Raw genomic sequence first — 26,146 nt, 5'->3', positions numbered from 1 at the left:
TTGACTGAAAGAATTGACAGGGATTTCGGTCAAAGGTCTTAAAAATTTATCTCATTTTCGAGTGCTTTACCAAATATGCCATCAGGATCGGATCGAAGCCTTGTGCAATATCAGCGTCAATAAAGTCGATTTTATACTGACCACATTTCAGTTTAAGTTTTTGATAAAAGTCTCCCACAAATTTCTGATATGATTCTCTGACCTGGTCGGGCTGCACCTTTATCTTTTCTCCTGTTTCAAGATCAATAAATTCGTAAGGACGGTTTTCAAAAGCGAAAGTTTCCTCGGTTTTTTTATCTGTTACATGAAAAAGAAGCACTTCATGCAGGTTGTGGCGTAAATGCTGTAAGGCTGAAAAAATGCGGTCGGCCTCTTCCAGGTTATCGAACATATCGCTGAAAATGACAACAAGAGAGCGTTTGTGAATTTTTTCTGCAATCTGATGAAGAACCGTAGCAACGGAGGTTTTCTGCATAGGTTTTTCGCTTTTTAGCAGATTATTCAGTTCCAGCATGATCTTGTGAACATGGGAAGGCGTAGATTTTACGGCTGTTTGTACTTCAATGTTTTCTGAGAAAGTACACAGGCTAACCGCGTCTTTTTGTTTTTGAAGTAAGTAGGTGATACTGGCAGCAGCCATGACACTAAAGGTCATTTTGCCAAAATCTGCTGCCGGATAATACATAGACGAAGATGTGTCTATTAAAATATGGCAACGCAGGTTTGTTTCTTCTTCGTAACGTTTTGTGTAAAGCCGGTCAGATTTTGCGAAAACTTTCCAGTCAATGTACCTGGTCGATTCGCCGGTATTGTACAACTGATGTTCTGCAAATTCAACGGAGAAGCCGTGAAACGGAGATTTATGAAGCCCGGTTATAAAACCTTCGACTAATTGTTTTGCCAGAAATTCCAGATTCCCGAATGCTCTTACTTTCGTTAAATCCAGTTCTCTGACGCTCATAGGGTTATTTAATTAGTGCTTTTACCTTATTTTTCATCGCCATTATCTTACCGGACGACGGATCTATTTCTTCATCCTTGTCGAGCAGAACCATTCCTTCCATTCCCACAACACGAACTGCAACGTTCCCGATTCCTTTGGCAACAATACCTAAAACGTTGGCGGCTTCTTTACTGATATCTACAAGGCGGCTTTTTGAATAAGGCCCTCTGTCGTTTACACGAACAATTACTTTTTTGTCATTATCCAAATTCGTGATTTCAAGCATCGTATTATGCGGGTAGGAGCGATGCGCTGCGGAAAGCTCTGTGCTTTTATGTATTTCTCCGAAAGAAGTTTTTCGGCCATGAAAGCGACTTGAGTAATAGGAGGCGCGTCCGGTTTCCGTTTTACCAAGCGATACCTGAGCAAATGTATCGGGCTGCCAGGCAAGGGCAAAAAGGAAGAGAATCAGAATCCGAGGATAAGTCATATCTGAGGGTTTTGATGGAACATAAATAAGGTTTAAGTAACCTTATTTTACTTCTAAAACTTGTGACAGACTTGAAAACGAAGTCACAGAATTTCAAAAGTAACAGAATTATTGGAGAAATGTATATACCTGGCCGTTAAAGTGCAACACATTTATCGAAAAGTGAATTTTTCGATTAGTCTTAATTGCTAATATATTTGTGTTTTTTTGTTCGCAGCAATAAACTTCCTATTTTAGCGTTTGGAAACCTATTTAAAACAAAAGATAAGTGGAAGACAGAGAGCAAATCTACTCCAAAAGGGTTAGGGCAGGAAAACGGACTTATTTCTTCGATGTTCGCTCTACGCGATCTAACGATTATTATCTTACCATCACAGAAAGCCGTCGTCATCCTCAGGGAGATGGTTTTACGTACGAGAAACACAAAATGTTTTTGTACAAAGAAGATTTTGACAAGTTCGTTGATGCATTAAAAGACGCCGTTGATCATGTAAAAACGGAATTGATGCCGGAAGTAGACTTTTCTCAGTTCGAAGCCAAAACAGAAGAAGTGGATGCTGTTATTGGAGAGTCGGATCTGAAGTGGGAGTAAAACTTTACGTTTCCTGAAAGAAGCCTTCGGAATCTATTGCGAAGGCTTTTGGTTTTTGTACTGGCTATATAGTAGTTTTGTATTGAAATTATTATTTGGCTGACAGGCAGTTCGTTCCATTTTTTTCGAATGCTGTCTGCTTTTAAACTGCATACAATTATAATATGAGTCTTCAATGTGGGATTGTAGGATTGCCAAACGTAGGTAAATCCACTCTTTTTAATGCTATTTCTACCGGTAAAGCCGAAGCAGCCAATTATCCTTTTTGTACAATCGAACCCAATGTTGGGGTTGTTACCGTTCCGGACGAGCGGATAGATATTTTGATCGGTTTGGTAAAACCTCAAAAGACAATACCGACCATCATTGAGTTTGTTGATATTGCAGGGTTGGTAAAAGGTGCGAGCCAGGGAGCTGGTTTGGGAAATAAATTTTTGGCAAATATTCGCGAAGTAGATGCCATTGTGCACGTTGTCCGCTGTTTCCAGGATGAAAACGTTGTTCACGTTGAAGGACGTGTTGATCCGGTTTTTGATAAAGAAATTATCGATATCGAACTTCAGCTGAAAGATCTGGAATCGGTTGAGAAAAAAATGCAGAAGTCTGAAAAAGGAGCAAGAGCTGGTGATGCAAAAGCAAAATTGGAACTCGAATGGCTGAAAAAGTATAAAGAAACACTGGAATCTGGTAAAAATGCCAGAAGTTTGGAAATTGATCCGGAAACAAAAGAAGCGGTAATCGGCGATCTTCAGTTATTGACGGTAAAGCCGGTCCTCTATGTAGCCAACGTGGATGAGAATTCGATGCTTACGGGTAACGAATATTCGGAAAAACTTCGCGAAGCAGTGAAACACGAGGGTGCGGAGGTAATTGTTCTTTGTGCTGCGATTGAGTCTCAAATTTCGGAAATAGAAGATCCGGAGGAGCATGAAATGTTTCTTGGAGAATACGGTTTGAAAGAGTCAGGTTTGAGTAAACTGATCAAAGAATCTTATAAACTTTTAAATCTGATTACTTATTTCACAGCTGGTGTCAAAGAAGTGAGAGCGTGGACAATCGTAAGAGGCTGGAAAGCGCCTCAGGCAGCCGGTGTTATTCATAGTGATTTTGAAAAAGGATTTATCCGTGCGGAAGTTATCAAAGTTGCTGATTATGAAAAATATAAAACAGAAGCGGCCGTTAAAGAAGTTGGTAAAATGGCCGTTGAAGGAAAAGAATATGTGGTGCAGGACGGTGACATTATGCATTTCAGGTTTAACGTGTAGTTTAAGAAGACCATCAGCAAAAATTCCCGGCGGACCATTAAAGTTTACCGGGAATTTTTTTATTCCAGTTGTAGTAAAGTAAAGAAGGCAGGAGAGCAAGAAGAAGGCCAATGAAAAGGTATCCTGTGAGATAAGTTAGACATCCTTTTATATCTGTTGTATTTATTTCTAAAATAATAAACAGAAATGGATTTAGAAGGCTGAACAGTATCAGTATAACGTAACCCAGGTTCCTTTTTCGTCTGCTTCCTTTTCTAAGAAGCCAAGAAAGAAACCAAGGGAAAACGATATATGATAAGATGAATGTGACCAGTATCATTATTTGCTAATTCAGTACCCTACATTTTTCAGGTGATCCTACCGTCTCCGGTTCCACTCCACAGTCCTGTAACCAACCAGCAGATCAGACCTTCCCGCCTGGGGCCGGTAGTAAACCAGAATATCGTAGTCGTTTTCCGTTGCTACATAATTCCCTTCAATATAACCTTCGTCAGGCTTTTTGTCGGCACCGCCAACGACGGTATAATCATAGTTGATGACGCCCTGTTTTAAAAATATTTCTGCTTCGTAGGCATTGATGTCAGGATTGTAGGTCATTTTGTTCCGATCATTAAGCTGCCAGAGGTTAAATGCGCCATTAACATAAAAGGTAGCATCCGGATCTTCGGCCGTGCGCAATGTGAAAGCCACAGGTGTATAATCTGCTTCCACACTTCCACGCCCGGATTCTCGTTGGTCAACAACGTACTGGCCGTTAAAATCATCAATCTGGAGATAAGAGTTTTCTGCCCGGGACTTGTCGGGAAAAAGAATCAGCTTGGTAAAATCTGCTGTACGCTGTAATTCCTGAATGCCATAACCCCGTCCTGATAAAGTCCGGCTGTCGAAATACCGGAATTCATTACCGCCGGGAAAGGTATTTTCAAGATTGAAAAAGGTGTATTCCAGTTGCTGATCAAAGGGCCGTACGTTGGTTGGTTTAAAACCTGTTTTGATCTGGTCCCATCGCATATTTTTACGGATAACCACCTTTAGGTCCGTCTGCGGTGCGTTGAGTGGAAATCCTTTATAATCTATTTTGAAATCAATCTGCTGATCAGAAAACTGCTGACTGATTCCCTGTGAAAAACGTGCTTCGGCCGTAATTCCTATTTTGGGTTCATAAACCATAAATCTCCTGGAAATAACCGGTCTTTTATCGCCATCCCGGTACACAACCAAAACATAATTTCCCGAAATTTTTAGTCTTGGTACTTCAAACCGGTAATGAAAATAAGGAACCTTGGTGCTAAAAGACTGGTCATACGTACTGATCGGGTATTCGTTGTACTGGAGAGTGAATTCAATATCATTCAAATTGGACTTGGTCCAATCGGCATTACAATGAATTATTTTGGCACGGTAACCTGCAAAAGAAGCTGTCAGGTCGTCGTATTCCAATATCAGCGGAAACGTGCTTTGTAACGGAATAATCGGCGTGGTGAGCAGTCTTTTCGGGTTTTCAATATCGTCAATTCCGGGATAAAGAAGTACCGTCGCAATTTTAGAATCGTATATATAATCTTCCAGACGCACGTTTGCAGTTTGCGCGTTGGCGGTTGAAAAACAAAAACTTAATAAAACCAGAAAAGAAAGACGCATAGACAGTTTTAGAAAAATAAACGTTACCTTTTTATAATATTGTGTAAGAAACAAACTGAAACCGCTATTTCACAGAAATAACTATTTTTGTTTTATAACTTTAAGATTATGACTGCACAGCCACAAAAATTTTATTCAGAGGAAGAATATCTGGAAATGGAGCGGGAAGCCGAATACAAAAGCGAATATTATCGTGGAGAGATATTTGCGATGGCTGGTGCTGGTCATAATCACAACCGGATTAATGAAAATATATCAATTATTGTAGGAAATTATCTAAAAGGGAAATCCTGTCGCAGTTATTCACGTGACCTGAGGGTACATATTCACGAAAACGGATTATACACTTATCCGGATTTTCTGATTGTTTGCGGTGAAAATAAATTTCGTGATGATAAAAGGGATACTTTGTTGAATCCTGTTGTGATTATCGAAATTCTTTCTGAAAGCACTTCTGATTACGACAGGGGAGAAAAATTCCGTTTTTATCGCAGCCTAACATCTCTGAAAGAATACGTTACGGTTAATTCTTTATCTGTTTCCGCGGAAGTTTTTAGAAAAAACGAAGAAAATGATCTGTGGTTTCTTGCCTCAGATGCTTATAGTTTAGAAGAATCCATTATGTTGTCCAGCGTTGATTTGAAATTGAACATGACCGATATCTATGAACAAACGGAAGGTATACTTCCTGTTAAGTTCTGATGGAACTGTAACAAAAAAGGAAGCTTTCGGGCTTCCTTTTTTGTTACTATAAGATTGTCGGATTAACCTGCCAGTTCTTCAACTTCGATCATGGCGTTTTCCCATGCTTCTGTTGCTTTTTCCAGTTTTTGCTTCAAATCTGCGTACGAACGATTCAGGTCAGCCAGCGCTTTTGCATCGTTATAGACTGAGGGCTCTGCCAGTTTTGTTTCAACAGTTTTTTTGTCGATCTCCAGATTGTTAATCTTCATTTCCAGCTCCTCGATCTGCTTTTTCGCCTTTTTTACTTTTTGAGCATCTTCGTTGGAAATCTGGCGGCTGTTATTTGTTTTCTGTGCGCTTCCGTTAGAAGCCGGCTGAGGGCTGCTTTTCCCTTGCGGCGGGGCACTGCTTACAACTGCCTTGGCACTCGTAGCTGAAACCAGTCCGCGCTCTTCAACCCAAACTTCATACTCTTGATATGTTCCGGGATATTCTTTAATCTGATGATCTTCAATGTACCAGATTTTGTTGGCTATGTTCTCTACAAAATACCTGTCGTGGGAAACGACGATATAACTTCCTTCATATTGCTGCAGCGCCTGGATCAGGATGTTCACCGACTGCATGTCAAGGTGGTTGGTAGGCTCATCGAGCAGCAGGAAGTTTGCCTGTGAAAGCAACACTTTTGCCAGAGCAACACGCGATTTCTCTCCTCCGGAAAGTACCTTTATCTTTTTGAAAACATCATCTCCCGAAAAAAGAAAGCAACCAAGAACGGTTCTCAGTTCTGTTTCTGTTTTGGTAGAGTTGGCATATTTAAGTTCTTCAATCAGATTGTGATTGATGTTCAAAGATTCGAGCTGATGCTGTGCATAAAAAGTGAACATCACATTGTGCCCCAGTCTTCTTTTACCTTCAATTGGTTCGTCACCTGCAACCACACGTAAAACCGTAGATTTTCCGCGTCCGTTGGCGCCGATCAGTGCGATCTTATCGCCGCGTTCCATGGTAACATTGGTGCCGTCGAGAATTACTTTTTCTCCGTAAGCTTTGGAAGCGTCTTCCAGTTGGAAGACATGACGACCCGGCTGAGTAGTAAATTGAAAACGGAAATGCACTTTTGCGTTTTCGTCCACAACCTGATCCACAACTTCAAGTTTATCAAGCGCTTTTACCCGGCTTTGTACTTGTTTGGACTTGGTTGCTTTGGCCTTAAAACGCTCAATAAATTTTTCTGTTTGTCGGATTTTGGCCTGTTGATTTTCATAAGCACCACGCTGAATTTCATTGCGCTGGTCTTTTTCTTCCAGATAATAGGAATAGTTTCCTGCGTAATAATTCAATTTTCCGTTTGCAACTTCAACCGTAACATCGATTGTATTATCAAGGAATGCCCTGTCGTGAGATACCACAATAACAGCTCCTTCATAGTTCTGTACATATTTTTCAACCCACTGAATAGAAGGTAAGTCCAGGTGGTTGGTTGGCTCATCGAGCATTAGTAATGATGGTTTCTGCAAAAGCAGCTTGGCCAGCATCACCCGCATACGCCAGCCTCCGGAAAACAACCGGAGCGGTCTTTGTAAGTCGTCGGTAACAAATCCCAGTCCTTCGAGGATTGCTTCTGCTTTGGATTGGATGGTATACCCATCCAATGCTTCAAACTCCTCCTGAACACGGGCAAGTTTATCTACCAGATCATCCTTATAATCCGTTTCCATGTCATGAAGGATCTTGTCTATCTGAATCTGTAAATGATTCTGACGTTCAAAAGCCTGCATAGCGACGGCAAGAATCGAATCATCACTTTGATAAGAAAGTAAATCCTGATTCAAAAATCCAATGGTACAATCCCCGGATTTTGATATAGAACCGCCATCGGGCTGGAACTCACCGTTGATCATTCTGAGCAGGGTAGACTTGCCGGTCCCGTTCAGACCAATGAGGCCGATTTTTTGTTTTGGCTTGATATGGAGCGACGCGCTATCGTATAAAGCACGGTCGCCAAGAAAATAACTGAGGTTCGTAATCGCGATCATGCCGCAAAGGTACGGTTAAAGAAGGAGATAGTAAAAAGCTAATTGTTGGAATAGTTATAAAATGAAACAGTAAATCCGAAATATGACATTATTATAGTAAATTTGATTGCATAATATTTGATATTAAGACTGATAGAAATGAATTACACATACAAACTTCGTCTGTTACCAGAACCTGATGGCGGATATAGTGTTTTTGTTCCTGCACTTCCGGGTTGTATTACTTATGGAGAGAATATTGATGAAGCCATAGAAATGGCAAAAGGAGCTATTGGCTTATATGTTGAAGAGCTAACAGAAAGAGGGGAGCCTATACCTGATGACAGCAATACATTGGAATATTCTCTTAGTTTGGTTGCATGAACCTAACATCCAGATACCTAACAAACCTTTGGAATCAAACAGATTCATTTTTCGTAGAGCAAAAGGATCTCACCACATTTATTATAACGCAGAATTATATAAAACCGCAGTCGTTCCTGTTCATGGTGGGAAAGATCTTAAGGAAGGTACATTTTTAAGTATTTTGAAACAGGCGGGAATTGAAAAAAATAATAACTAAATGAACAACCTCTTTCCCATATTTATTAAACTTGAAAACCTTCATACCTTAATCGTTGGCGGAGGTTATGTGGGTTTAGAAAAAATTACAGCCGTTCTGGATAATTCACCCGAGGCGACGGTTACACTTGTTTCTCCTGAAATAAGAAATGAAATAAGAGAAATGGCGGAGGAAAACTCACGCATCACGCTGATTGAAAGAAAATTTGATGAAAACGATTTCCAGGATAAGGATTTGGTGATCGTTGCCACAAACGATAAAGAGGAAAACCGGCGTATCAAAGAAGCTGCCAGGTCATTGCACATACTTTGTAATGTTGCCGATACGCCCGCCTTATGTGATTTCTACCTTTCCTCTGTTGTCAGAAAGGGGAATCTTAAAGTTGCTATATCTACTAATGGAATGTCCCCGACTATGGCTAAAAGGTTGAAAGAAGTTTTGAATGAAGCACTTCCGGAAAACCTGGAAACCGCAATGGAACAGCTAAAAGCAGTGCGTGATATGCTTAAAGGTGATTTCGCTTACAAGGTTGACGAGCTTAACAGGATTACCTCTGTCTTGGTAAAGAAAAAATAATAATACATTATTGAAATCCATCCCTTTCCCGCTTTCTTTTGCCTGAATTTGCCTCCCGGCTTTCAATTTTGAAATATGTGTGGTACATTTCAAATCAGTGGCATACAGAAAAAAAACTTTTTTCGTTAAACTCCACACACAGCACCCTCCGTACGTATTTAAAGTTAAATTCCATTTTTGATTGATTAGATAATTTTGATTTGTGACGTGCTTCTTTTGGCGGAGCGTGATGAGACGTTTGGTGAATAAAAAACTTCTCGTTATTTGTTGTTTATTGTGTATTATTGAGTTCATGAATAACCCGGACCGCCCGGCGGCCACCCATTAATTTATAGCTAGAATTATACTTCTGTATGGAAATTTTTTATCGGAGCAGTAGCCGGAAGCAGCTATTTGAATTCCTGATCGGTGCTGTGATGTTCGTGAGTCTGGCAGCCAGCGCGCAGGCACAGCTCATCGATGTAAATGGTGTTGTTAAAAGCAGTACCGGAGAAATTCTGATTGGTTCTACGATCAGGGTGAAGGGAACACAGTTGGGAACGGTCACTAATGAAAAAGGTGAATTTCAGCTTAAGGGCGTCAACAACGGCGCTGCCCTGGCTATAACCATGATCGGTTTTCTTGAAAAAGAAGTAAAGGCATCCAAAAGTATGTCCATAGAACTTGCCGAAGATGCGGTAGGCCTGCAGGATGTTGTTGTAACCGGTTTTCAGCAAATTGATAAAGATAAATTTACAGGATCTGCTGTAACACTGAAAACAGATGATGTTCGCATAGATGGTCTTCCGGATGTAAGCAGAATGCTGGAAGGGCGAGCTGCAGGTGTGTCCATTCAAAACGTATCAGGTACGTTCGGTGCTGCGCCAAAAGTTCGTATCAGGGGAGCCACTTCGCTGAATGGCGACAACAAGCCTCTCTGGGTTGTTGATGGGGTTGTTTTAGAGGATATCGTTAATATTTCGAATGATCAGCTTTCAAGCGGTGATCCGACAACTTTACTTGGTTCTGCGGTAGCGGGTCTCAATCCAAATGATATCGAAACCTTTGATATTCTGAAAGATGCTGCCGCTGCTGCGCTTTATGGTGCCCGTGCAATGAACGGAGTTATTGTAATCACCACAAAAAAGGGGAAAAGTGGTAAACCGGTAATTTCTTATTCGGGTAATTTCAGTACACAACTCACGCCATCATACAGAAATTTTAACATCATGAATTCCGCCCAGCAGATGTCTGTTTTGGGTGAATTGGAGCGCAAAGGATATTTGACTTCAAACGTCCTGTCAAAACCGGATTATGGTGTTTATGGGAAATATTACAATCTGCTGACAGGTGATGACAATGGACAGTTTCCGGTTGCCAATACGCAGGAGGCCAAAAGAGATTTTCTGTTAGGTTATGCCAAAGCGAATACAGATTGGTTTGATGTGCTTTTTAAGCAAAATTTTATTCAGGAACATTCGCTGAGTATATCCTTTGGTACTGATAAATCGCAATCTTATTTTTCAACCAGTTATCTTGATGATAACGGCTGGACAATTGCTGATAAGGTCAAGAGGTATACGTTAAATTTCAGAAACAATTACAAACTTTCAGATAAGGTTTCTGTTGGATTTTCAACACTGGCTTCGGTAAGAAGGCAGCAGGCTCCCGGTTCGCTGAGCAGAAGAAGTAACCCGGTAGAAGGTAAGTTTGACAGGGATTTCGATATAAATCCTTTTAGCTATGCCCTCAACACAAGCAGGACTTTAACAGCTTATGATGAAAACGGCAACCTTGAATTTTTCAGGAGAAATTTTGCTCCGTTTAATGTAGTACATGAACTTGCAAATAACAAAATCCAGCTGAATCTGGTGGACATCAGGTTACAGGGGGATTTTTCCTACAAAATAACAGATCATCTGACATATGATTTTATAGGGGCTTTAAGATATATTCAAACTGGTCGTGAGCACATTATCACGGAAAATTCCAACATGGCCAATGCCTACCGCGCTGCCGACAACTCGACGATTGCTCTTGCCAATAAATATCTTTATACGGACCCGGATGTTCCTAATGCCTATCCGGTAGTTGTACTTCCAAGCGGAGGATTTTACAACACCAGCCAGGATCAGATGTTATTTTACAACATCCGGAATAACCTGCGTTTCAACCAGACATTCAGAGACCGGCATAATGTGAACCTTCTGGTTGGTCAGGAGATAAAATATACCAATAGACAGAATTCTAACAATACCGGTTACGGATACCAGTATGAGCAGGGAGGAACGCCATTCGTCGATTACCGGATTTTGAAACAGACGATCGAAAGTAACTTCCAGTACTATGGCATGCGGAAGGACTACGAGCGTTTTGCTGCCTTTTACGGGAGCGCAGGGTATACGCTGGACGATAAATACAACTTTACCGCCTACATGCGTTACGATGGATCCAATGGTTTTGGTAAATCATCCCGGGCAAGGTGGCTTCCTACTTACACGGTGGCAGGCTCATGGAATTTTGATCGCGAAGGTTTCATGAAAAACCTTAAATGGTTAAGCATGGGAAGAATCAGGGCAAGTTACGGATTGTCGGCCGATACGGGTCCTGCAACAAATACTGCTGCGTTGTTCCAAAGTATCATCACCAACCGGCCTTATGCAGATGAAAAAGAATCTGCAATTCAGCTGGCATCTCTTGAAAATACAGAGCTGACCTGGGAGAAACTTTACAGTGGGAACATCGGAGCAGATCTGGGTTTTCTGGCCAACCGTATTAACCTGACTGTTGATGGCTATATCCGGAACAGCTTTGACCTGATCGATCAGATTAAAACCTCAGGAATAGGCGGGCAGATTTACAAGGTGGCCAATTATGCTGACATGCAGTCTTATGGAGTTGATTTTTCTTTAGACGGCGTAGTTGTTAAAAAGAAGGACTGGGACTGGAGATCAAGAATTACCATTGGTTATTCACAAACGCTCATCACCAATGTGGACAACGACCCAAATATTTTCAATCTGGTAAAAGCCGAGGGTGCCAACGTGAAGAACCGTCCGGTGCGCAGTTTGTTTTCGATTGATTACAGTGCTTTGAGACCGGTAAGCGGTGTACCTTTGTTTTTGAATGAGGCCGGGGAGGTTAGCTCCAACGTGTATCTTCAGGATCAGAACGTAAGTTATCTTAAATACGAAGGTCCGGTTGACCCTCCGATTACAGGTGGATTCAACAACACATTTACCTACAAAAATTTAACATTGAATATCTTCCTGACTTACCAGGCAGGAAACAAGATTCGTCTTAATCCATTGTATAAAGGTACTTTCAGCGATCTGGATGCAATGCCTAAGGAATTTCTGGATCGATGGGAAATAGCTGGTGAGGAAAATATCACAAATAATCCAGCCATCAGTGATCAGATTTTTATCCAAAGTCAGGCAGGAACTTATCCGTATAACGCCTATAACTACTCAACGGAAAGAGTTGCGAAAGGTGATTTTGTGCGTTTAAAATCGGTTTCACTTGCTTATAAAGTTCCTTTGTTAGTTGTAAAAAGAGCAGGTCTGTCGTCTGCAAGTATACAGGTTTCGTCAATTAATCCCTGGCTGATTTACGCGGATAAAAAACTGAAAGGGCAGGATCCTGAATTTTTCAATTCGGGTGGGGTAGCACAGCCAATTCAAAAGCAGTTTACTGTCGCATTAAAAGTGACTTTGTAAAATAACAGATACTTGAATCATGAATATTGACAAGATCACAAAACGTATTTTTCTACTTCTGCCAATATTTTTACTGGCCGGATGCGATGATTTTTTATCCACGGAGCCCGACAGCACACGGGTATCACTCAACACACCTAAACAGGTTTCACAATTGCTTACAACTGCTTATCCTCAGGGAGGTTATGTGGTTTTTGCAGAAGCGATGAGCGACAATGTTTCAGACAAGGGAACCGGTGAAGACGATAAAACTAACCGTGCCGCTTATCTTTTTCAGGAAGTGGAGGCTTCGGTAGATCAGCAGGACTCTCCGGATCAGTACTGGGCAGAGTGTTACAGAGCGATATCGGTCGCGAATCAGGCTTTGGATATTATCAGTAAGTCGACAGATTCTACATTGTACAGAGCTCAGCGTGGAGAGGCGCTTTTGGCCAGAGCCTATGCACATTTTATGCTGGTTTGTTATTTTAGTAATTTTTATGAACCGCAGGGTGCCAATACAGGTCCGGGAATTCCTTATGTCACAGAACCGGAAACAGTTGTTATCAAGCCTTACGAAAGAAAAACGGTCGCCTACGTTTATGACATGGTTGAAAAGGATTTGCTGGCAGGGCTTCCCTTGATTAGTGATGGCTCCTACACAATTCCTAAATACCATTTCAACCGCGCCGCTGCGAATGCTTTTGCCGCCAGATTTTATCTGGTGAAACAGAACTACACAAAAGTTTTGCAGTATGCCAATGAAGTTTTTCCCGGAGGTACACTGGGAGATAACCTTCGTCCCTGGAACACCACTTACCGGAATTTGTCACCTGCCGAGCTTTACAATACTTATTCGAGAGCAAACCAAAGTGCCAATTTAATGCTTGTTGAAACTGCTTCTTTGTATGGCAGAAATGTTGCCAGGTACCGCTATGGAATGAATTATGCCAAGTTTCAGGAAATTTCGGCCAGTGAAGCAATTGCAGGTGCCAGTGCAAGCTGGGCTTACCCGGTTTATACACAGGGAGATAATAACTACCTGATCCCAAAACTGAACGAATATTTTGTCAGGGAATCGGTAAATGCGGAGATTGGATTTCCTTATGTGATGCTTCCCATATTCACTGCCGAAGAAGTTTTATTCAACAGGGCAGAGGCCAATGCTTTTTTGGGTAATACAGCTGCGGCAATCGCCGACCTTAACCTTTTCGCCAGCAAACGAATCAGTAATTATAATGCAACGACGCACGCAGTTACAGCCACAACGATGAGGAATTATTTTGGTTCTACAACGGCACTAAACAATCTTATTAATTCTATTCTGGCATTTAAGCGGATTGAGTTTGTACAAGAGGGCATGCGCTGGTTTGACATGCAACGATTTGGGATTCCTGTTCAGCACGAAATACGCAACGGCACCGTGGTAGTAGGAACGCTTACAATACCCAAAGGAGATCCAAAGAGAGTTTTACAGATTCCTCAATCAGCCTCGATATCGGGACTGGCGAAAAATAGCAGATAAATACCTGAAATACTTAATTATGGTTACGAAATCACTATCACAACTTTTATTCTCAGCGATGCTCCTGCTGAGTTCGCTGATGATTTCCTGTAAAGAGGAAGAGATCGGGGACGTCGAAGATATTCCGGGACTAGGCGGAGATACCTGGGTACAGGGGCCGATCGATAAATGGATTCTGGACAGTCTGACAACTCCATATAATATTTCAGCCAAATATAAATGGGATCAGTTTGAGTTTGCCAACGTTACCAAAACGCTGGTGCCGCCGGATGAGGCGCAGGTTGTCCCACTTTTAAGCACGATCAGAAAAGCATGGACAGTTCCTTACGTGGAAGAAGCAGGGTTGGTATTTTACAACAAGTATTCACCCAAGTTCTTTGTACTATCCGGAAGTAATGAATACAACGCCGAAGGATCGGTAACATTGGGTACGGCAGAAGGCGGGCGTAAAGTAGCTTTGTTCGGTGTGAATTTGTTTAAAATAAAAGGAATGCCCGGATACAATGCAGCCACAGATTCTTCCTTTGTCAAATTGTGGTTTCTGCACACGATTCATCACGAATTTGGTCACATTTTGCATCAGACTGTACTTTATCCGGTGGAATACCGGGCGATTACAAAATCATTGTATCAAGGAGGAAACTGGATTAACTGGACGGATGAGCAGGCGAGAAGAGATGGTTTTATAACGGCATATAGCTCATCAAGTTTTGACGAAGATTTTGTTGAAATGATTGCTATGATGCTAACAGAAGGAAAAGCCGGTTTTGATAAACTTGTTGAATCTATTCCTGCCGGTGTGAGCGATAAGGGAACCACACAGGCGCAGGCGAAAGCTGCTTTGAGGCAGAAGGAAGCGATTGTTGTAGCCTATTACAAAAATACCTGGAAGATTGATTTTTACAGTCTGCAGAAAAGAACAAGAACTGCCATGAACAAATTGTTTTAATTTGACTGGTTAGTGATCGTATAAATAATTGAATTACAATCAATATTCGAACGGATGAAAAGGTCCATTTTATATTTGCTGTTTCTTACCTCCGGCTTTTACTCCTGCCAGAATTCAGATGATTCGGTTTTCGAGGAATCTGCGGATGCAAGGTTAAATGCAGCACTTGCATCGTATGAAAAACAGCTAGTGGATGCGCCCTATGGCTGGAACGCGGTAATGTACCCCGCCGGTGGGGGCAGCTACGGATTTTACTTCAAATTTGATAACAAAAACCGGGTGGTAATGTATTCGGATTTTGCTGCGGCGTCTGCTTCAACTGCCAAAGAAAGCAGTTACAGATTAAAGGCAATGCAGACACCTTCACTTATTTTTGATACCTATTCTTACCTCCACGTTTTGTCGGATCCCGATGACGAGGTAAATGGGGGAGTTACCGGAGAAGGTTTGTTGTCGGATTTTGAATTTGCTATTTATCCTGATTCGATCAAAGCAGATGCGATTACCTTTGTTGGCCGGAAAAATCAGAGCCGGTTGGTTCTGACAAAAGCAACACAGGTTCAGGCAACCGCTTATACGAGTGGGGAAGTTGCAAAAAGCGTTGTATTTAACAATATTTCAAAATACCTGACTTATTTCAAAAGGGTAACCATAGCTGGTGTAACTTATGAAATCTCTGTCAATCAGGCCGAACGTACCATTAAACTAACATGGCTTGAAGGAACAACCGTCAGAACTTTTACATCGGGATATTATTTTGGTTCCGGTGGTTTAACGTTTGTCAAACCGTTTGTAAATGGAAGTCAAACGATAACCGGATTTACCAACATTACCTGGAACGCCACAACGTTACAGATCGGACTGACAGCCAATGGCGCTGCTACAACCGTTTTAAACGCGGCGAGACCGCTTGCAGTGGATGTTGCAGCGGCAAAAAGATGGTGGAACGAACCGCTTGAATCGGGAGGTGACTGGCGTACTTTAGATGGATTTCATGTCAATGGTGTAGACAATGCTTTCGGTGTTGATAAACTGACAGCTGATGGAAAACCTTATGTTGTATACATTTTCCAGCCTGGCGGTCCCGGTTTTTACGACCTTCTTGCTCCGGCTTTTTTTGCAGACAATTCTCTGTCTCTGGTGTATGCCAATTTGGTAAGTTCAGCATTCACGGCAGATGGCAGAGCTGTTTTTACAGTTGCAAGATCCTCAGGAAATTCCATTCCAACAACTGGGCCATTTATAGATACACAAAATCTTTTTGCTGAGCCCACAGGTTATTATTTTGTTCAAACATCTGCCTCAACGTATGACATGGTCAGTGCGAAAGATGCCAGATCGTGGATTAGCTGGTTTTAAGAGGTTGGTAATTGTTGTTGTTTGCTGAGATAAATAAAATTTCAAGGCACAAAAAAAACACTCCTTTTTGGGAGTGTTTTTTTTGTGTTAGGCCAACATTTAAAACCTTGTTAGTTGTAACCTTCGTTTTGAACCAGCTTAGGGTTAACATCTGTTTCTCTCTGTGGAATTGGCAGAATCAGTTTTGGTGAATTGTATGCATAAGTTCCAACGCTGCCCCTGGTACGTTTGATATCATGGAGATTCTGACCTTCAAAAGCAAGTTCCAAATGACGTTCTTTCAAAATTGAAGGAAGGGTCACGGTGGTCGCTGCTGCGAGTCCGGCACGGGTACGGATCACGTTTATGTCTACAAGAGGAGTAGCACCTACCACAGTTCCCAAGCGAAAGTTTGCCTCAGCACGCGTCAAATACATTTCAGCCAAACGGAAAACAAGTGCATTCCCAAAAGTATCCAGATGTTTTCTGGTAAATGTATTGTTGCTTGGCGTTATAAAAAATGTTCCTCTTACATCACCTGTTTCGTAAAGCGCTCTATGCGCAGTAGAAATACGGATGTCGCTTCTTCCGGATGTTCCGGGTATCGAACTAACTGTGGTTCCGAAGTAAGTGTTCATTGCATTTACGCCATCCTGCTGGGTTACAATCATTGAATAGATATACTCTTCAGGGTTTGCGCCGCCATTGGTAAGGAATGTAAAGAAATTTGCACTGAACTGTGCTTCAAGATCATAATCTCCTGAAAGGATCACTTCGTTGGCTGCATCACGGGCGGCTGCATAATTTTCCTGCATCAAATATATCCGTGACAATTGAGCAGTTGCAGCATGCTTTGTCGCGTAGTTTCCATTAGATAGAGGTAGCTGCGCTTTTGCTTTTATAAGATCTGCAATTGCCTGAGCATAAACTTCTGCAACGCTGTTTCTCGCAACCTGATTTTCCTCCGTAATTACGCGAGTTGGAGTAAGTATCAATGGAACACCAGGATTGGTTGCATTATTACCATCACCCCAGGTTTTTCCGTATAATCTAACCAGCTCAAAATACAAACTACCTCTGATAAACAAAGCTTCACCTTCAATCCGGCTTCGTTTTTCTTCGTCTACAACACTCAAAGCAGATAACACATTGTTTACCCTGTTAATGGTATTATACGAATCTGTCCAGGTGCTTAATGCAGTTGTATTTGAAGTCGTAATGGTCTTGTTATAAAGTTCCAGGAGGTTGGAATACGTTCCGCCAAACAGAAGTTCCGTTCCTGCAGCAAGTAATTCAGATGTGACCTGAATACCACCGCCGTACAAGTCTGCATCCTGCAAACCGTCGTAGCATCCTATAAGCGTTACTTCCACATCTTTGGAAGTTCCAAGGGCAACGTTTTCATCTATACTCTGGGTTGGCAACACGTCAAGTTTACTGTCGCAGCCTGCCGTAAGCAATATGGTTGCGAAAAGTAACAGGTAGCTATTTTTTTTGATATATTTCATCTTAGGCAATATTAAGTCTGATGATCGATTTAGAAGCTGAGGTTAATACCTGCAAGGATTGTACGTGGCTGTGGAGGTGTGTAAAAATCGTTACCCGTTGCCCATCCACTGTTAATATATCCTGAATTTACCTCAGGATCCCAGCCTTTGTATTTAGTGAAAGTTGCCAGGTTCATTGCTGAAACATAAACACGCAGACGTTCCAGTTTAATTTTGCTGGTAATGCTTTTCGGAATTGTATATCCCAAAGTCATGGAGCGAAGACGTAAGAAAGCGCCGTCATAAATGTACCTTGTTGAAGCCTGGTTGCCATTCCCGCGGTAGAAACGCGCTTCCGGTACATCGGTATTGGTATTTGTCGGCGTCCAGGAATTCAGCTGATCAACAGTTTGGTTATCTTCATAGATTCCGTTTGCAGAAGAGTACTGGCCAACTCCGAAAAAGTTGATTTTGTTTCCTGTTACACCGTTGAAAAATATGTTGAAGTCAAATCCTTTGTAAGAAATGTCATTACTGATACCACCCTGGAATTTTGGGTTAGGGTTACCAGCTGCCACTCGCTGTGCCTGGTTGTAATTGGCATTATTTACAGTGGACCGGTCAATTGTGCCGTCCGGATTTTCGGTATTTTTGTAAAATAATGCATCTCCGTTTGCAGGGTCAACACCGGCATATTCAACAGTGTAGAACACACCAACAGGCTGTCCTTCCATTACACGGCTCATGCTGGATTGGCCACCCTGAATAACTTCCGGTACGGAAACAACCTTATTTTTATTGGTCGAAATATTGAAACTGGTATTCCATTTAAAGGCGCCAACAATGTTTTGAGAATTGATAACCAGCTCCCATCCTTTGTTATTCATCTTGCCAACATTTTTCACCTGCGTACTGAAACCGCTGGTTGCAGGTACCTGCACGTTAAGCAACAGACCGCTGGTTTTCTTTACATAGTAATCAATCTCTCCGTTGATACGGTTGTTCAGAATCCCGAAATCAATTCCGATGTCGGTTTGGTGCGTCAGTTCCCATTTCAGATCGGGATTTGCAATTTGTGAAGGACGCTGACCGGCGGCTCCTGCATAACCCGCATCACCTGAATAAAGTCCCAACTGTGGGAAATCGCCAATTTCTGAGTTTCCTGTTAAACCATAACTTGCTCTTAACTTAAGGAAGCTAAGTATATCGACCTGTTTCAGGAAATTTTCTTCTGTAATTACCCAACCGGCGGAAGCCGCAGGAAAAAATCCGTAGCGGGAGTTAACACCGAAACGTGAAGATCCGTCAACACGTCCACTTACTGACAAAAGATATTTATCTGCAAATTTGTAGTTCGCTCTAAGGAAATAAGATAAGAAACGGAAATTGGTTTCAGTTGAAGTTCCGTCAGATTTTGTAGCTGCACTTGCTATTTTCTGATACAAATCAGAAGGAAATTGCGTACCCTGAATCCAGTTTACTTTTCTCTGAGATTCCTGATAAGTCATACCTGCTGTCAGATTTATAGAATGTACATCAAACAGTTTGTCATAAGTCAGAAAGTTGTTGGTATTGTAGTTTGTTACAAATGATCCATAGTTATCTCCCTGTCCATTTACTGCCGTACTAACGTTACGAAGTGTTTGAGTTTGATAATAACCTTCTTCGTTTTGATTTAGCAGATCAATACCTATTTCACTTCTAAAACGAAAATCTTTCGAGAAGTTAATTTGCGCATATGCATTGGTAAGGTTGCGGAATCCAATCTGCTGGAATTTCGAATAATCAATCGAAATCCTTGGATTATAATACAATGGCAAACCTACGTCACCAGGAGGTGTACCTGTTGGTAAACCTGTGTTAGGATCAGTGATTGGAGTTAAAGGAACAAGTGCAGCCGCCTGTAAAGGATTTGAAAACTGGTTATCACCCGGTAGTCTGCGGTTATCTGTTCTCGATAAACCCATTGACATACCAACCGTAAGCCATTTGTAAGCCTGATGATCAACGTTTAATCTGGCAGACATACGATTCAGGCTATTCCCGATTAGGGTACCTTTTTGATCGTAATATTGGCCGGAGATAAAAAACTTTGTTTTTTCATTTCCCCCGTTCATTTGAAAGTCAACCTGCTGCATCGGGCCTTTTTGAAAAGCTTCATCCTGCCAGCTATAATTTTTGTACGTTCCATTGGTAAACGTATCAAAGCTTTGGTAGTCAAGGAAACCACCTTCTCCGATCATGTATTGCGTATAAGAATCCGGATCGTCGGTTTCGTATCCTGAAATCCGGTCACGGGTTGCTGCTGCTTTTGTATAAAAGTCAACATACTGTTCTGCATTCAGGAATTTTACTCTTTTTGTTGCTTCAGCAACACCCGCCTGATAGTTAAGGCTCATTTTCGTTTTGCCTGCACCACCTCGTTTGGTCGTAATCAAAATTACACCATTTGCAGCGCGTGACCCGTAAATTGCACCTGCCGAAGCGTCCTTAAGAATTTCAATTGATTCGATGTCGTTAGGGTTGATATCGGTCAATGGGTTCATGGCACTGCCATAATTGCTTTGGTCACCTGAAATAATGGGCATCCCGTCCACAACATATAACGGTTGGCTGCTTGCGCTGATGGAAGAACTTCCCCGTACCCGGATTATAGGCGCTTCTCCAAGTTTACCTGAGCCACTATTGATGTATACACCGGCTGCACGTCCCTGCAATGCCGCATCAACACTTGCCACAGGCATATTCTCAATATCCTTGCTTTTAATCTGAGCGATGTTTCCGGTCAAATCGCGCTTGATCTGAGAACCAAAACCCGTTACAACCACTTCTTCCAAACTACGGGTGTCTGCCGATAGCTGGGCGTTGATTACACTTTGACTTCCAACTGGTATTTCCTTGGTAAGTGTACCAACAAAGCTGAAAATCAAGACCGAAGCGGAAGATTTTACGCTTAATGAATATTTTCCCTCAGAGTCTGTTTGTGTTCCGTTTGTGGAACCCTTTTCAACAACCGTTGCCCCGGCGAGGTTGGATTCATCCTCGGCCGAAGTTACTTTCCCGGTTATACGTATGTCTTGCGCAAACAGTGACAAACACATACCAAATACACCGAAAAAAGTGAATAGCAAAGCTTTTTTCATAATAGTTAGATTTTGTTTTTATTCGAAATTGGAAAACAAATATATGTTAATTGGTCTAGTAACAAAATCTTTATAAACAAATAATGTCATGTAGCCCAATTTTAAACTGTTACATTTGACGAAAAGTTTAAATATTGCAGGAATAAATATCAGGAATCGACGAGAAGGCGGACGTGGAGTTTAAGTCCGGATAAATAAAAAATTAATATTTGTTTACCAGTACTTTCCGTTTTTGCGGGCAAACCAGAATCCCCGCCAGAAAATGAAAATGTGGTTTATTAGTGCCGGGAAAAGTCCAAAATGCTTTTTAAGGACTGTGAAGCGGTCAAGAAGGGAACGGCGATGATTCTGGACAGAAGTGCCGCCGAGTAAGTATTTGCAGAGTATAAAATCCAATAATATAGTTTTATCGGATCTTTTGAGACAATTTATTTCCCAGTCGATATCAGCGCTGAAGTTTTCGGCATCATAATGTGGAGCAATATCTTTTTTGGCGACAAATGCCTGGTGACAGACTTTCATTCCATAAGCAAAATCCTGCCATTTTAAATGCGCAGGTAGTTTGTGCGGGGTAAATTTACTTCTCAATCCCACCTCATCGCCGCTTTCGCGGACAAACATGGCATCGCTGTAATAGACATCAGCATCATTAGTAAAGCTCTGAAGTAAACTTACGAGTACATCCTGATTGTAAATCTCGTCACCTGCATTTAAAAACCAGATATATTTACCGGCAGCAAGTTTTAGCCCTTTATTCATGGCATCATACAGCCCGCGGTCCGGTTCGGATATTATCCTGGAAACGAATTCATATTGACTGGCAATATGCAATGTATTGTCCTTTGACTTTCCATCGATGATCAGATACTCAAGCTGACTTTTATCCATGACACCAGCCAGCGCCCTTTCGACGCTTCGCAGCGTTCGCGGCAGAAATTTTTCCGCATTGTAGGTAATGGTGATAATCGTCAGTAAAGGCATCAGGCTTTGATTTTGCTTTCTAATAAAGAGTCATAAAGTGCTCGGTATTGAGCTGTAACGACATTTTCAGAATAGTTGTCCATCACCTTTTGTCTGGCCTGCACAGAAAGTCCATTGTTCGTATTGTTTTCTAATACCCAATTAATTCCCTCTGCCAATGAAAATGAAGATTTTAAAGAGGAGATAAATCCATTCAATTTATGATCGATCATTTCAGGAATACCCCCTGTTGCAAATCCAACTGCCGGCGTTCCGCAAGCCATGGCTTCCATAATTGTGTTTGGCAGATTATCTTCCAGTGACGGTACCACGATCATATCCGCAGCGTTATAGATTTGTACCATATGTTCGACTTCGGTGATTTTTCCCAAATAGTGAACCGGCACAGGAAATGTCTCAAAGCTGGCATTAGATTTTCCAAAGATCAGGACTTCGGTATTACTTTCTGAAAGCTTATTAATTTTGATGGCTTCTCTAAAATAAGCAAACCCCTTTCGCTGATCCTGGGTATTTGCTCCGGCAAAAAGAATAAGTTTTTTGTCCGGTGGTAAATTTAATATTTTTCTTATTTCTGTTTTGTTGCCTGGTTTAAACAAATTTGTATCCAGGCAATTCGGAATATTTAATGACTGAATGCTTTCTGTAAGTGATGCTTTTTTAGTCAAACCGGTCAGCCAGTTACTTGGCGAAACCATTGCTATTTTTGCCTTTTGATAAATCTCTTTCTTTTGTTCAAACTGGGAAAAGGAGATATCGTAAAGATCCGGTTTGGACAGATAGGGACAATAACGGCAATGCGTTAAATAATGATCACAACCTCTGCTGTAATGGCAACCTCCGGTGAATGCCCACATATCATGCAGTGTCCAGACGACCGGTTTGCCCAGCGAGAATAACTTCCCCAAAGAATCCATTGAGAGAAATCCAAAATTGATCCAGTGCAAATGAATAATATCCGCTTTTTTCACCAGTGGGTGATCGCATATATCTGCTCCGATTTCAGCAGGTGAAAATGCAAACCGGATGCTGCTGTCTTTTTCCTGCGGATAAAAATAAAGTCTTTCAGCGGCAAACCTGAAAAACGCCAGTCGGGATTTCCATTTTGTGTCGGCAAGCGGAACAACACCTTCTTCCGAATCATTGCTGGCAGGAACAAGCATCCATGAGTCCTCGCCGGAATGAAGCAGCGCCCGGTGCAGACGCGTTGCTGCGACTCCGGCTCCTCCTTCCAGGTGAAAAGTACTCAGGTGTAAAATCATCTTCATGAATGGTGAATAGGGCTGAAATGTTTGTTTTTTGTCAGCTCCTGATCTTTGAAGGGTAAAATTAAATAGTTCTGAGGTTTATTTATTTTATTCCTTAAAAGTATCTTTAACCAATTATATAGGTAACTAAAAAACAATGTCTACCGAAAAACAAAGCCACGAAGCGCATTCCGGTTGGTACGAAGTGCAATATGCAACCAGAGAGGCACAGGAAAAAGCCATCGCCGACTGGAAGTATGACGCAGAAAATAATACCATCAACCACTGGATACACAGCAGGTTACTGGCTTTGGTGAACCCATTGGTTAAAGAAAAAAAGAGCTGGTTAACAGTGGGTGATGGCTATGGGTTTGATGCTAATTTTTTCTATGAAAAAGGACTTGACGTTACCGCAACCGATATCTCAGACACCTTTTTGCCACTTTCAAAAGAGCACGGTTTATTTGAAAAATATTCAGTAGAAAATGCGGAAAGGCTGACGTTTGGGGACAGCAGTTTTGATTATATTTTTTGCAAAGAGGCATATCATCATTTTCCAAGGCCCTATATGGCCGTTTACGAGATGATTCGTGTTGCCAGAGAAGCCGTTGTATTGGTTGAACCGCATGATCCGATCTCTAAAATGCCTTTGCTTCTGGCACTCAGAAATCTCTTTGATCGGTGGGATACTACTTTGTTGCAGAAATACTGGAAGAACCGATATTCTTTTGAAGAAGTTGGCAATTATGTTTTTAAGTTATCCGAAAGAGAAATGGACAAACTTGCCAACGGAATTGGTTTGCCGATGGTGGCTTTTAAAGGTATTAACAACAATTACTATAATGCTGCTGCCGGCCACGAACGTGCAGATGATTCTTCGGAAGCATTTAAAAAAATCAAAAGTAAACTCAGTTTTCATGATTTACTTACCCGATTGTCGCTGATGCCGTCTCAGGTATTATGTGCAATAATTTTCAAGAAGATGCCGTCAGATCAGGTCATGACTTCATTGAAAGCGGAAGGGTTTCAGGTTCATATTTTTCCGCCTAATCCTTATTCAAAATAGTGGTCAGTCGTTAGTTCTTTTAAAACCGATATAATTTCTTTCCGGCTGCTCGGTATTCAGCAAAAAATTTAGTGCCTGATGGATATCCTTGAATTTTATGTTCATTTCAATCTCTAAGTTCTCAATTTTCTCTTTCAGCTTTCGAGTCGAGATAATATTGCCGGATCATTACAAATGCCCGCATGATTGTGATGTTTACCTGCAATGCTTTTTTGCTTTTCAAAATACTGGAAAGCATTGCAACACCTTGTTCTGTGAAAGCGAAAGGAGCAGAATCTCCAAAATAACTCTTAGATGGTATCACATTTTGTGATACCATGTTAGCGATCTCAATTTCGGAAATTTCAAACATAAAATCTTCCGGAAAGCGGTCGATATTTCTTCTCACTGCTTGCTTCAAAGATCTAGTTTCAACTTCGTATAATTCTGCGAGATCATAATCAAGCCTAACCTTTTGTCCGCGCAGAGAACAAACTTTACTTTGAATAGTTGCTAAATCCACCGTATGTAATAATTTGTTTTTTGTAAATACTTCTAAAATACGCTAAGGTCACAAACTGTGACCTTAGACAGATCTTCACAAAATTTTCTGATCAAGATTAATATGTATAGTTTTATGCTTTGTTATAAAATTTACCATACATGTTGTCAGAAGTTGCTGCAAGAAAAATTGCAATCATTGGTCTCGGTTATGTAGGATTACCCCTGGCGGTGGAGTTTAGCAGGAAATATTCAGTTTTGGGTTTTGATATTAATCGTGAGCGGATCGAAGAGCTGAAAGCAGGTTACGACCGCACCCAGGAAATTTCGGAACAGGATTTTCAGCGTGTTCAGGATCTGGCGTTTTCTGGTGATACCGAATCTTTGAAAGCATACAATACCTATATCGTAACGGTACCAACTCCGATTGACAATTATAAAAAACCGGATCTTGGCCCGCTTTTAAAAGCAAGTCAGACGGTTGGGAGCGTGTTGAAAAAAGGTGATATTGTGATTTATGAATCTACCGTTTATCCCGGCTGTACGGAAGAGGATTGTGTTCCGGTTCTGGAAAAAGTGAGTGGATTAAAATATAACGTTGATTTTTTCTGCGGTTATTCTCCTGAGCGGATTAATCCTGGTGATAAGATCAATACACTTACAAAAATTAAAAAAGTTACTTCCGGCTCAAATCCTGAGATTGCGGTACTTGTTGACACGTTGTATGGCTCAATTATCGATGCCGGAACACATCTTGCATCCAGCATAAAAGTTGCCGAGGCATCAAAAGCGATTGAAAATGCGCAGCGGGATGTGAACATTTCATTTGTAAATGAACTCGCTTTGATTTTTGACAGGATGGGAATCGATACCACCGAAGTGCTTGAAGCGGCCGGTACCAAGTGGAATTTTCTGAAATATAAACCCGGGTTGGTGGGAGGTCATTGTATTGGTGTCGATCCTTATTACCTGGCTTACAAAGCAGAATCGCTCGGTTACTATCCGCAGGTCATTCTGTCGGGAAGAAGGGTAAATGATATGATGGGCGTTTTTGTAGCTAATAAACTGGTTAAGCTTTTAATTAAAAAAGGACATAAAATTGAAGGAAGCCGGGTGCTGATACTTGGAATCACATTTAAAGAAAACTGTCCTGATATCCGCAATACGCGTGTAGTGGATGTTTATAAAGAGCTAAGGGATTTTGGGATGCAGGTGGACGTTTATGACCCATGGGCATCTTCGGAACAGGTGACAGAAGAATATGGAATTTCGTTGGTTGACAGTCCTGACGGTAAATATGAGGCGGTTGTTCTCGCAGTGGCGCATCAGTCGTTTCAGCGGTTGACGGTATCAGATTTTACGAATGAAAATTCCGTAATTTTTGATTTGAAATCTACGTTACCAAAGGATTCGGTTGATTCAAGATTGTGAGCTTAGGTGTTTCACGCAAAGAAGGGAAGATAA

General features: G+C 41.4%; 21 protein-coding genes. 12 read left to right on the top strand and 9 right to left on the bottom strand.

The window, feature by feature from the left end:
* Positions 1-46: 46 nt before the first annotated feature.
* Positions 47-961, bottom strand: a complete 915-nt coding sequence (locus E0F88_RS03645; RefSeq protein ID WP_131956723.1) for a DUF58 domain-containing protein — start codon at positions 959-961, stop codon at positions 47-49.
* A gap of 4 nt (positions 962-965) precedes the next feature.
* Entirely contained in the window at positions 966-1,433 is a 468-nt protein-coding gene (locus E0F88_RS03640) for a septal ring lytic transglycosylase RlpA family protein (protein WP_131956722.1), read from the bottom strand.
* Between the two features lie 268 nt (positions 1,434-1,701).
* Here E0F88_RS03640 and E0F88_RS03635 point away from each other — a divergent pair, with 268 nt between their 5' ends.
* Both E0F88_RS03635 and ychF read left to right on the top strand, forming a co-directional pair.
* Positions 1,702-2,025, top strand: coding sequence for a DUF3276 family protein (locus E0F88_RS03635; protein ID WP_131956721.1), 324 nt, complete (start codon positions 1,702-1,704; stop codon positions 2,023-2,025).
* Between the two features lie 164 nt (positions 2,026-2,189).
* Complete coding sequence (gene ychF / locus E0F88_RS03630) at positions 2,190-3,290, top strand: redox-regulated ATPase YchF (protein WP_131956720.1); 1,101 nt, start codon at positions 2,190-2,192, stop codon at positions 3,288-3,290.
* A 357-nt stretch (positions 3,291-3,647) separates the two neighbouring features.
* Here ychF and E0F88_RS03625 read toward each other — a convergent pair whose 3' ends face one another.
* Positions 3,648-4,931 carry a type IX secretion system plug protein gene (locus E0F88_RS03625; protein ID WP_131956719.1) on the bottom strand — a complete coding sequence of 428 codons (1,284 nt, stop codon included), beginning with the start codon at positions 4,929-4,931 and terminating at the stop codon, positions 3,648-3,650.
* A 108-nt stretch (positions 4,932-5,039) separates the two neighbouring features.
* On the opposite strand from E0F88_RS03625, the gene E0F88_RS03620 reads away from it, so the two are divergent.
* Positions 5,040-5,633, top strand: a complete 594-nt coding sequence (locus tag E0F88_RS03620) for a Uma2 family endonuclease (RefSeq protein WP_131956718.1) — start codon at positions 5,040-5,042, stop codon at positions 5,631-5,633.
* A 62-nt stretch (positions 5,634-5,695) separates the two neighbouring features.
* Here E0F88_RS03620 and E0F88_RS03615 read toward each other — a convergent pair whose 3' ends face one another.
* Positions 5,696-7,654: an ABC-F family ATP-binding cassette domain-containing protein gene (locus tag E0F88_RS03615; protein ID WP_131956717.1), complete on the bottom strand. Its 1,959-nt coding sequence runs from the start codon at positions 7,652-7,654 to the stop codon at positions 5,696-5,698.
* A 138-nt stretch (positions 7,655-7,792) separates the two neighbouring features.
* Here E0F88_RS03615 and E0F88_RS03610 point away from each other — a divergent pair, with 138 nt between their 5' ends.
* The 7 genes from E0F88_RS03610 (at position 7,793) to E0F88_RS03580 (ending at position 16,302) form a co-directional block, all read left to right on the top strand.
* Positions 7,793-8,017 (top strand): type II toxin-antitoxin system HicB family antitoxin, encoded by a 225-nt coding sequence (locus E0F88_RS03610; protein ID WP_181956070.1) that lies wholly within the window; start codon positions 7,793-7,795, stop codon positions 8,015-8,017.
* Positions 7,974-8,216: a type II toxin-antitoxin system HicA family toxin gene (locus E0F88_RS03605; RefSeq protein ID WP_131956716.1), complete on the top strand. Its 243-nt coding sequence runs from the start codon at positions 7,974-7,976 to the stop codon at positions 8,214-8,216. The genes E0F88_RS03610 and E0F88_RS03605 overlap by 44 nt, the downstream gene beginning before the upstream one ends.
* Positions 8,217-8,792 carry a precorrin-2 dehydrogenase/sirohydrochlorin ferrochelatase family protein gene (locus tag E0F88_RS03600; RefSeq protein WP_131956715.1) on the top strand — a complete coding sequence of 192 codons (576 nt, stop codon included), beginning with the start codon at positions 8,217-8,219 and terminating at the stop codon, positions 8,790-8,792.
* Positions 8,793-9,145: 353 nt separating this feature from the next.
* Positions 9,146-12,490, top strand: a complete 3,345-nt coding sequence (locus E0F88_RS03595) for a SusC/RagA family TonB-linked outer membrane protein (protein ID WP_131956714.1) — start codon at positions 9,146-9,148, stop codon at positions 12,488-12,490.
* Positions 12,491-12,509: 19 nt separating this feature from the next.
* Positions 12,510-13,994, top strand: a complete 1,485-nt coding sequence (locus E0F88_RS03590; protein ID WP_131956713.1) for a RagB/SusD family nutrient uptake outer membrane protein — start codon at positions 12,510-12,512, stop codon at positions 13,992-13,994.
* 19 nt (positions 13,995-14,013) lie between these two features.
* On the top strand, positions 14,014-14,943 hold the full coding sequence (locus E0F88_RS03585; RefSeq protein ID WP_131956712.1) for a zinc-binding metallopeptidase: 930 nt from the start codon (positions 14,014-14,016) through the stop codon (positions 14,941-14,943).
* A 54-nt stretch (positions 14,944-14,997) separates the two neighbouring features.
* Positions 14,998-16,302, top strand: a complete 1,305-nt coding sequence (locus tag E0F88_RS03580; RefSeq protein ID WP_131956711.1) for a DUF4302 domain-containing protein — start codon at positions 14,998-15,000, stop codon at positions 16,300-16,302.
* 110 nt (positions 16,303-16,412) lie between these two features.
* Here E0F88_RS03580 and E0F88_RS03575 read toward each other — a convergent pair whose 3' ends face one another.
* The 4 genes from E0F88_RS03575 to E0F88_RS03560 all read right to left on the bottom strand — a co-directional run bounded on the left by E0F88_RS03575 (position 16,413) and on the right by E0F88_RS03560 (position 23,157).
* Positions 16,413-17,789 (bottom strand): RagB/SusD family nutrient uptake outer membrane protein, encoded by a 1,377-nt coding sequence (locus E0F88_RS03575; protein WP_131956710.1) that lies wholly within the window; start codon positions 17,787-17,789, stop codon positions 16,413-16,415.
* 29 nt (positions 17,790-17,818) lie between these two features.
* Entirely contained in the window at positions 17,819-20,911 is a 3,093-nt protein-coding gene (locus tag E0F88_RS03570) for a SusC/RagA family TonB-linked outer membrane protein (protein ID WP_131956709.1), read from the bottom strand.
* A gap of 213 nt (positions 20,912-21,124) precedes the next feature.
* Positions 21,125-21,892, bottom strand: a complete 768-nt coding sequence (locus E0F88_RS03565) for a glycosyltransferase family 2 protein (RefSeq protein WP_131956708.1) — start codon at positions 21,890-21,892, stop codon at positions 21,125-21,127.
* On the bottom strand, positions 21,892-23,157 hold the full coding sequence (locus E0F88_RS03560; RefSeq protein WP_229213662.1) for a glycosyltransferase family 4 protein: 1,266 nt from the start codon (positions 23,155-23,157) through the stop codon (positions 21,892-21,894). The genes E0F88_RS03565 and E0F88_RS03560 overlap by 1 nt, the downstream gene beginning before the upstream one ends.
* A 136-nt stretch (positions 23,158-23,293) precedes the next feature.
* Between E0F88_RS03560 and E0F88_RS03555 the strand changes: the two genes are divergently transcribed.
* Positions 23,294-24,202 (top strand): class I SAM-dependent methyltransferase, encoded by a 909-nt coding sequence (locus tag E0F88_RS03555; protein WP_131956707.1) that lies wholly within the window; start codon positions 23,294-23,296, stop codon positions 24,200-24,202.
* Positions 24,203-24,323: 121 nt separating this feature from the next.
* Here the strand turns inward: E0F88_RS03555 and E0F88_RS03550 are convergent, their stop codons facing one another.
* Positions 24,324-24,704, bottom strand: coding sequence for an ORF6N domain-containing protein (locus E0F88_RS03550; RefSeq protein WP_131956706.1), 381 nt, complete (start codon positions 24,702-24,704; stop codon positions 24,324-24,326).
* A 140-nt stretch (positions 24,705-24,844) separates the two neighbouring features.
* On the opposite strand from E0F88_RS03550, the gene E0F88_RS03545 reads away from it, so the two are divergent.
* Entirely contained in the window at positions 24,845-26,113 is a 1,269-nt protein-coding gene (locus tag E0F88_RS03545) for a nucleotide sugar dehydrogenase (RefSeq protein WP_131956705.1), read from the top strand.
* Positions 26,114-26,146: the final 33 nt, after the last annotated feature.

The sequence above is a fragment of the Dyadobacter psychrotolerans genome (genome assembly GCF_004349265.1).
Taxonomy (GTDB): domain Bacteria; phylum Bacteroidota; class Bacteroidia; order Cytophagales; family Spirosomataceae; genus Dyadobacter; species Dyadobacter psychrotolerans.
This window is presented reverse-complemented; position numbering and strand designations above follow the sequence as displayed.

Coding starts and splice junctions, on each gene's coding strand:
- E0F88_RS03600 (WP_131956715.1), top strand. CDS start 8,217: ATGAACAACCTCTTTCCCATATTTATTAAACTTGAAAACCTTCATACC.
- E0F88_RS03595 (WP_131956714.1), top strand. CDS start 9,146: ATGGAAATTTTTTATCGGAGCAGTAGCCGGAAGCAGCTATTTGAATTC.
- E0F88_RS03560 (WP_229213662.1), bottom strand. CDS start 23,157: ATGAAGATGATTTTACACCTGAGTACTTTTCACCTGGAAGGAGGAGCC.
- E0F88_RS03590 (WP_131956713.1), top strand. CDS start 12,510: ATGAATATTGACAAGATCACAAAACGTATTTTTCTACTTCTGCCAATA.
- E0F88_RS03585 (WP_131956712.1), top strand. CDS start 14,014: ATGGTTACGAAATCACTATCACAACTTTTATTCTCAGCGATGCTCCTG.
- E0F88_RS03605 (WP_131956716.1), top strand. CDS start 7,974: ATGACAGCAATACATTGGAATATTCTCTTAGTTTGGTTGCATGAACCT.
- E0F88_RS03575 (WP_131956710.1), bottom strand. CDS start 17,789: ATGAAATATATCAAAAAAAATAGCTACCTGTTACTTTTCGCAACCATA.
- E0F88_RS03565 (WP_131956708.1), bottom strand. CDS start 21,892: ATGCCTTTACTGACGATTATCACCATTACCTACAATGCGGAAAAATTT.
- E0F88_RS03610 (WP_181956070.1), top strand. CDS start 7,793: ATGAATTACACATACAAACTTCGTCTGTTACCAGAACCTGATGGCGGA.
- E0F88_RS03625 (WP_131956719.1), bottom strand. CDS start 4,931: ATGCGTCTTTCTTTTCTGGTTTTATTAAGTTTTTGTTTTTCAACCGCC.
- E0F88_RS03555 (WP_131956707.1), top strand. CDS start 23,294: ATGTCTACCGAAAAACAAAGCCACGAAGCGCATTCCGGTTGGTACGAA.
- E0F88_RS03620 (WP_131956718.1), top strand. CDS start 5,040: ATGACTGCACAGCCACAAAAATTTTATTCAGAGGAAGAATATCTGGAA.
- E0F88_RS03615 (WP_131956717.1), bottom strand. CDS start 7,654: ATGATCGCGATTACGAACCTCAGTTATTTTCTTGGCGACCGTGCTTTA.
- E0F88_RS03640 (WP_131956722.1), bottom strand. CDS start 1,433: ATGACTTATCCTCGGATTCTGATTCTCTTCCTTTTTGCCCTTGCCTGG.
- ychF (WP_131956720.1), top strand. CDS start 2,190: ATGAGTCTTCAATGTGGGATTGTAGGATTGCCAAACGTAGGTAAATCC.
- E0F88_RS03645 (WP_131956723.1), bottom strand. CDS start 961: ATGAGCGTCAGAGAACTGGATTTAACGAAAGTAAGAGCATTCGGGAAT.
- E0F88_RS03545 (WP_131956705.1), top strand. CDS start 24,845: ATGTTGTCAGAAGTTGCTGCAAGAAAAATTGCAATCATTGGTCTCGGT.
- E0F88_RS03570 (WP_131956709.1), bottom strand. CDS start 20,911: ATGAAAAAAGCTTTGCTATTCACTTTTTTCGGTGTATTTGGTATGTGT.
- E0F88_RS03580 (WP_131956711.1), top strand. CDS start 14,998: ATGAAAAGGTCCATTTTATATTTGCTGTTTCTTACCTCCGGCTTTTAC.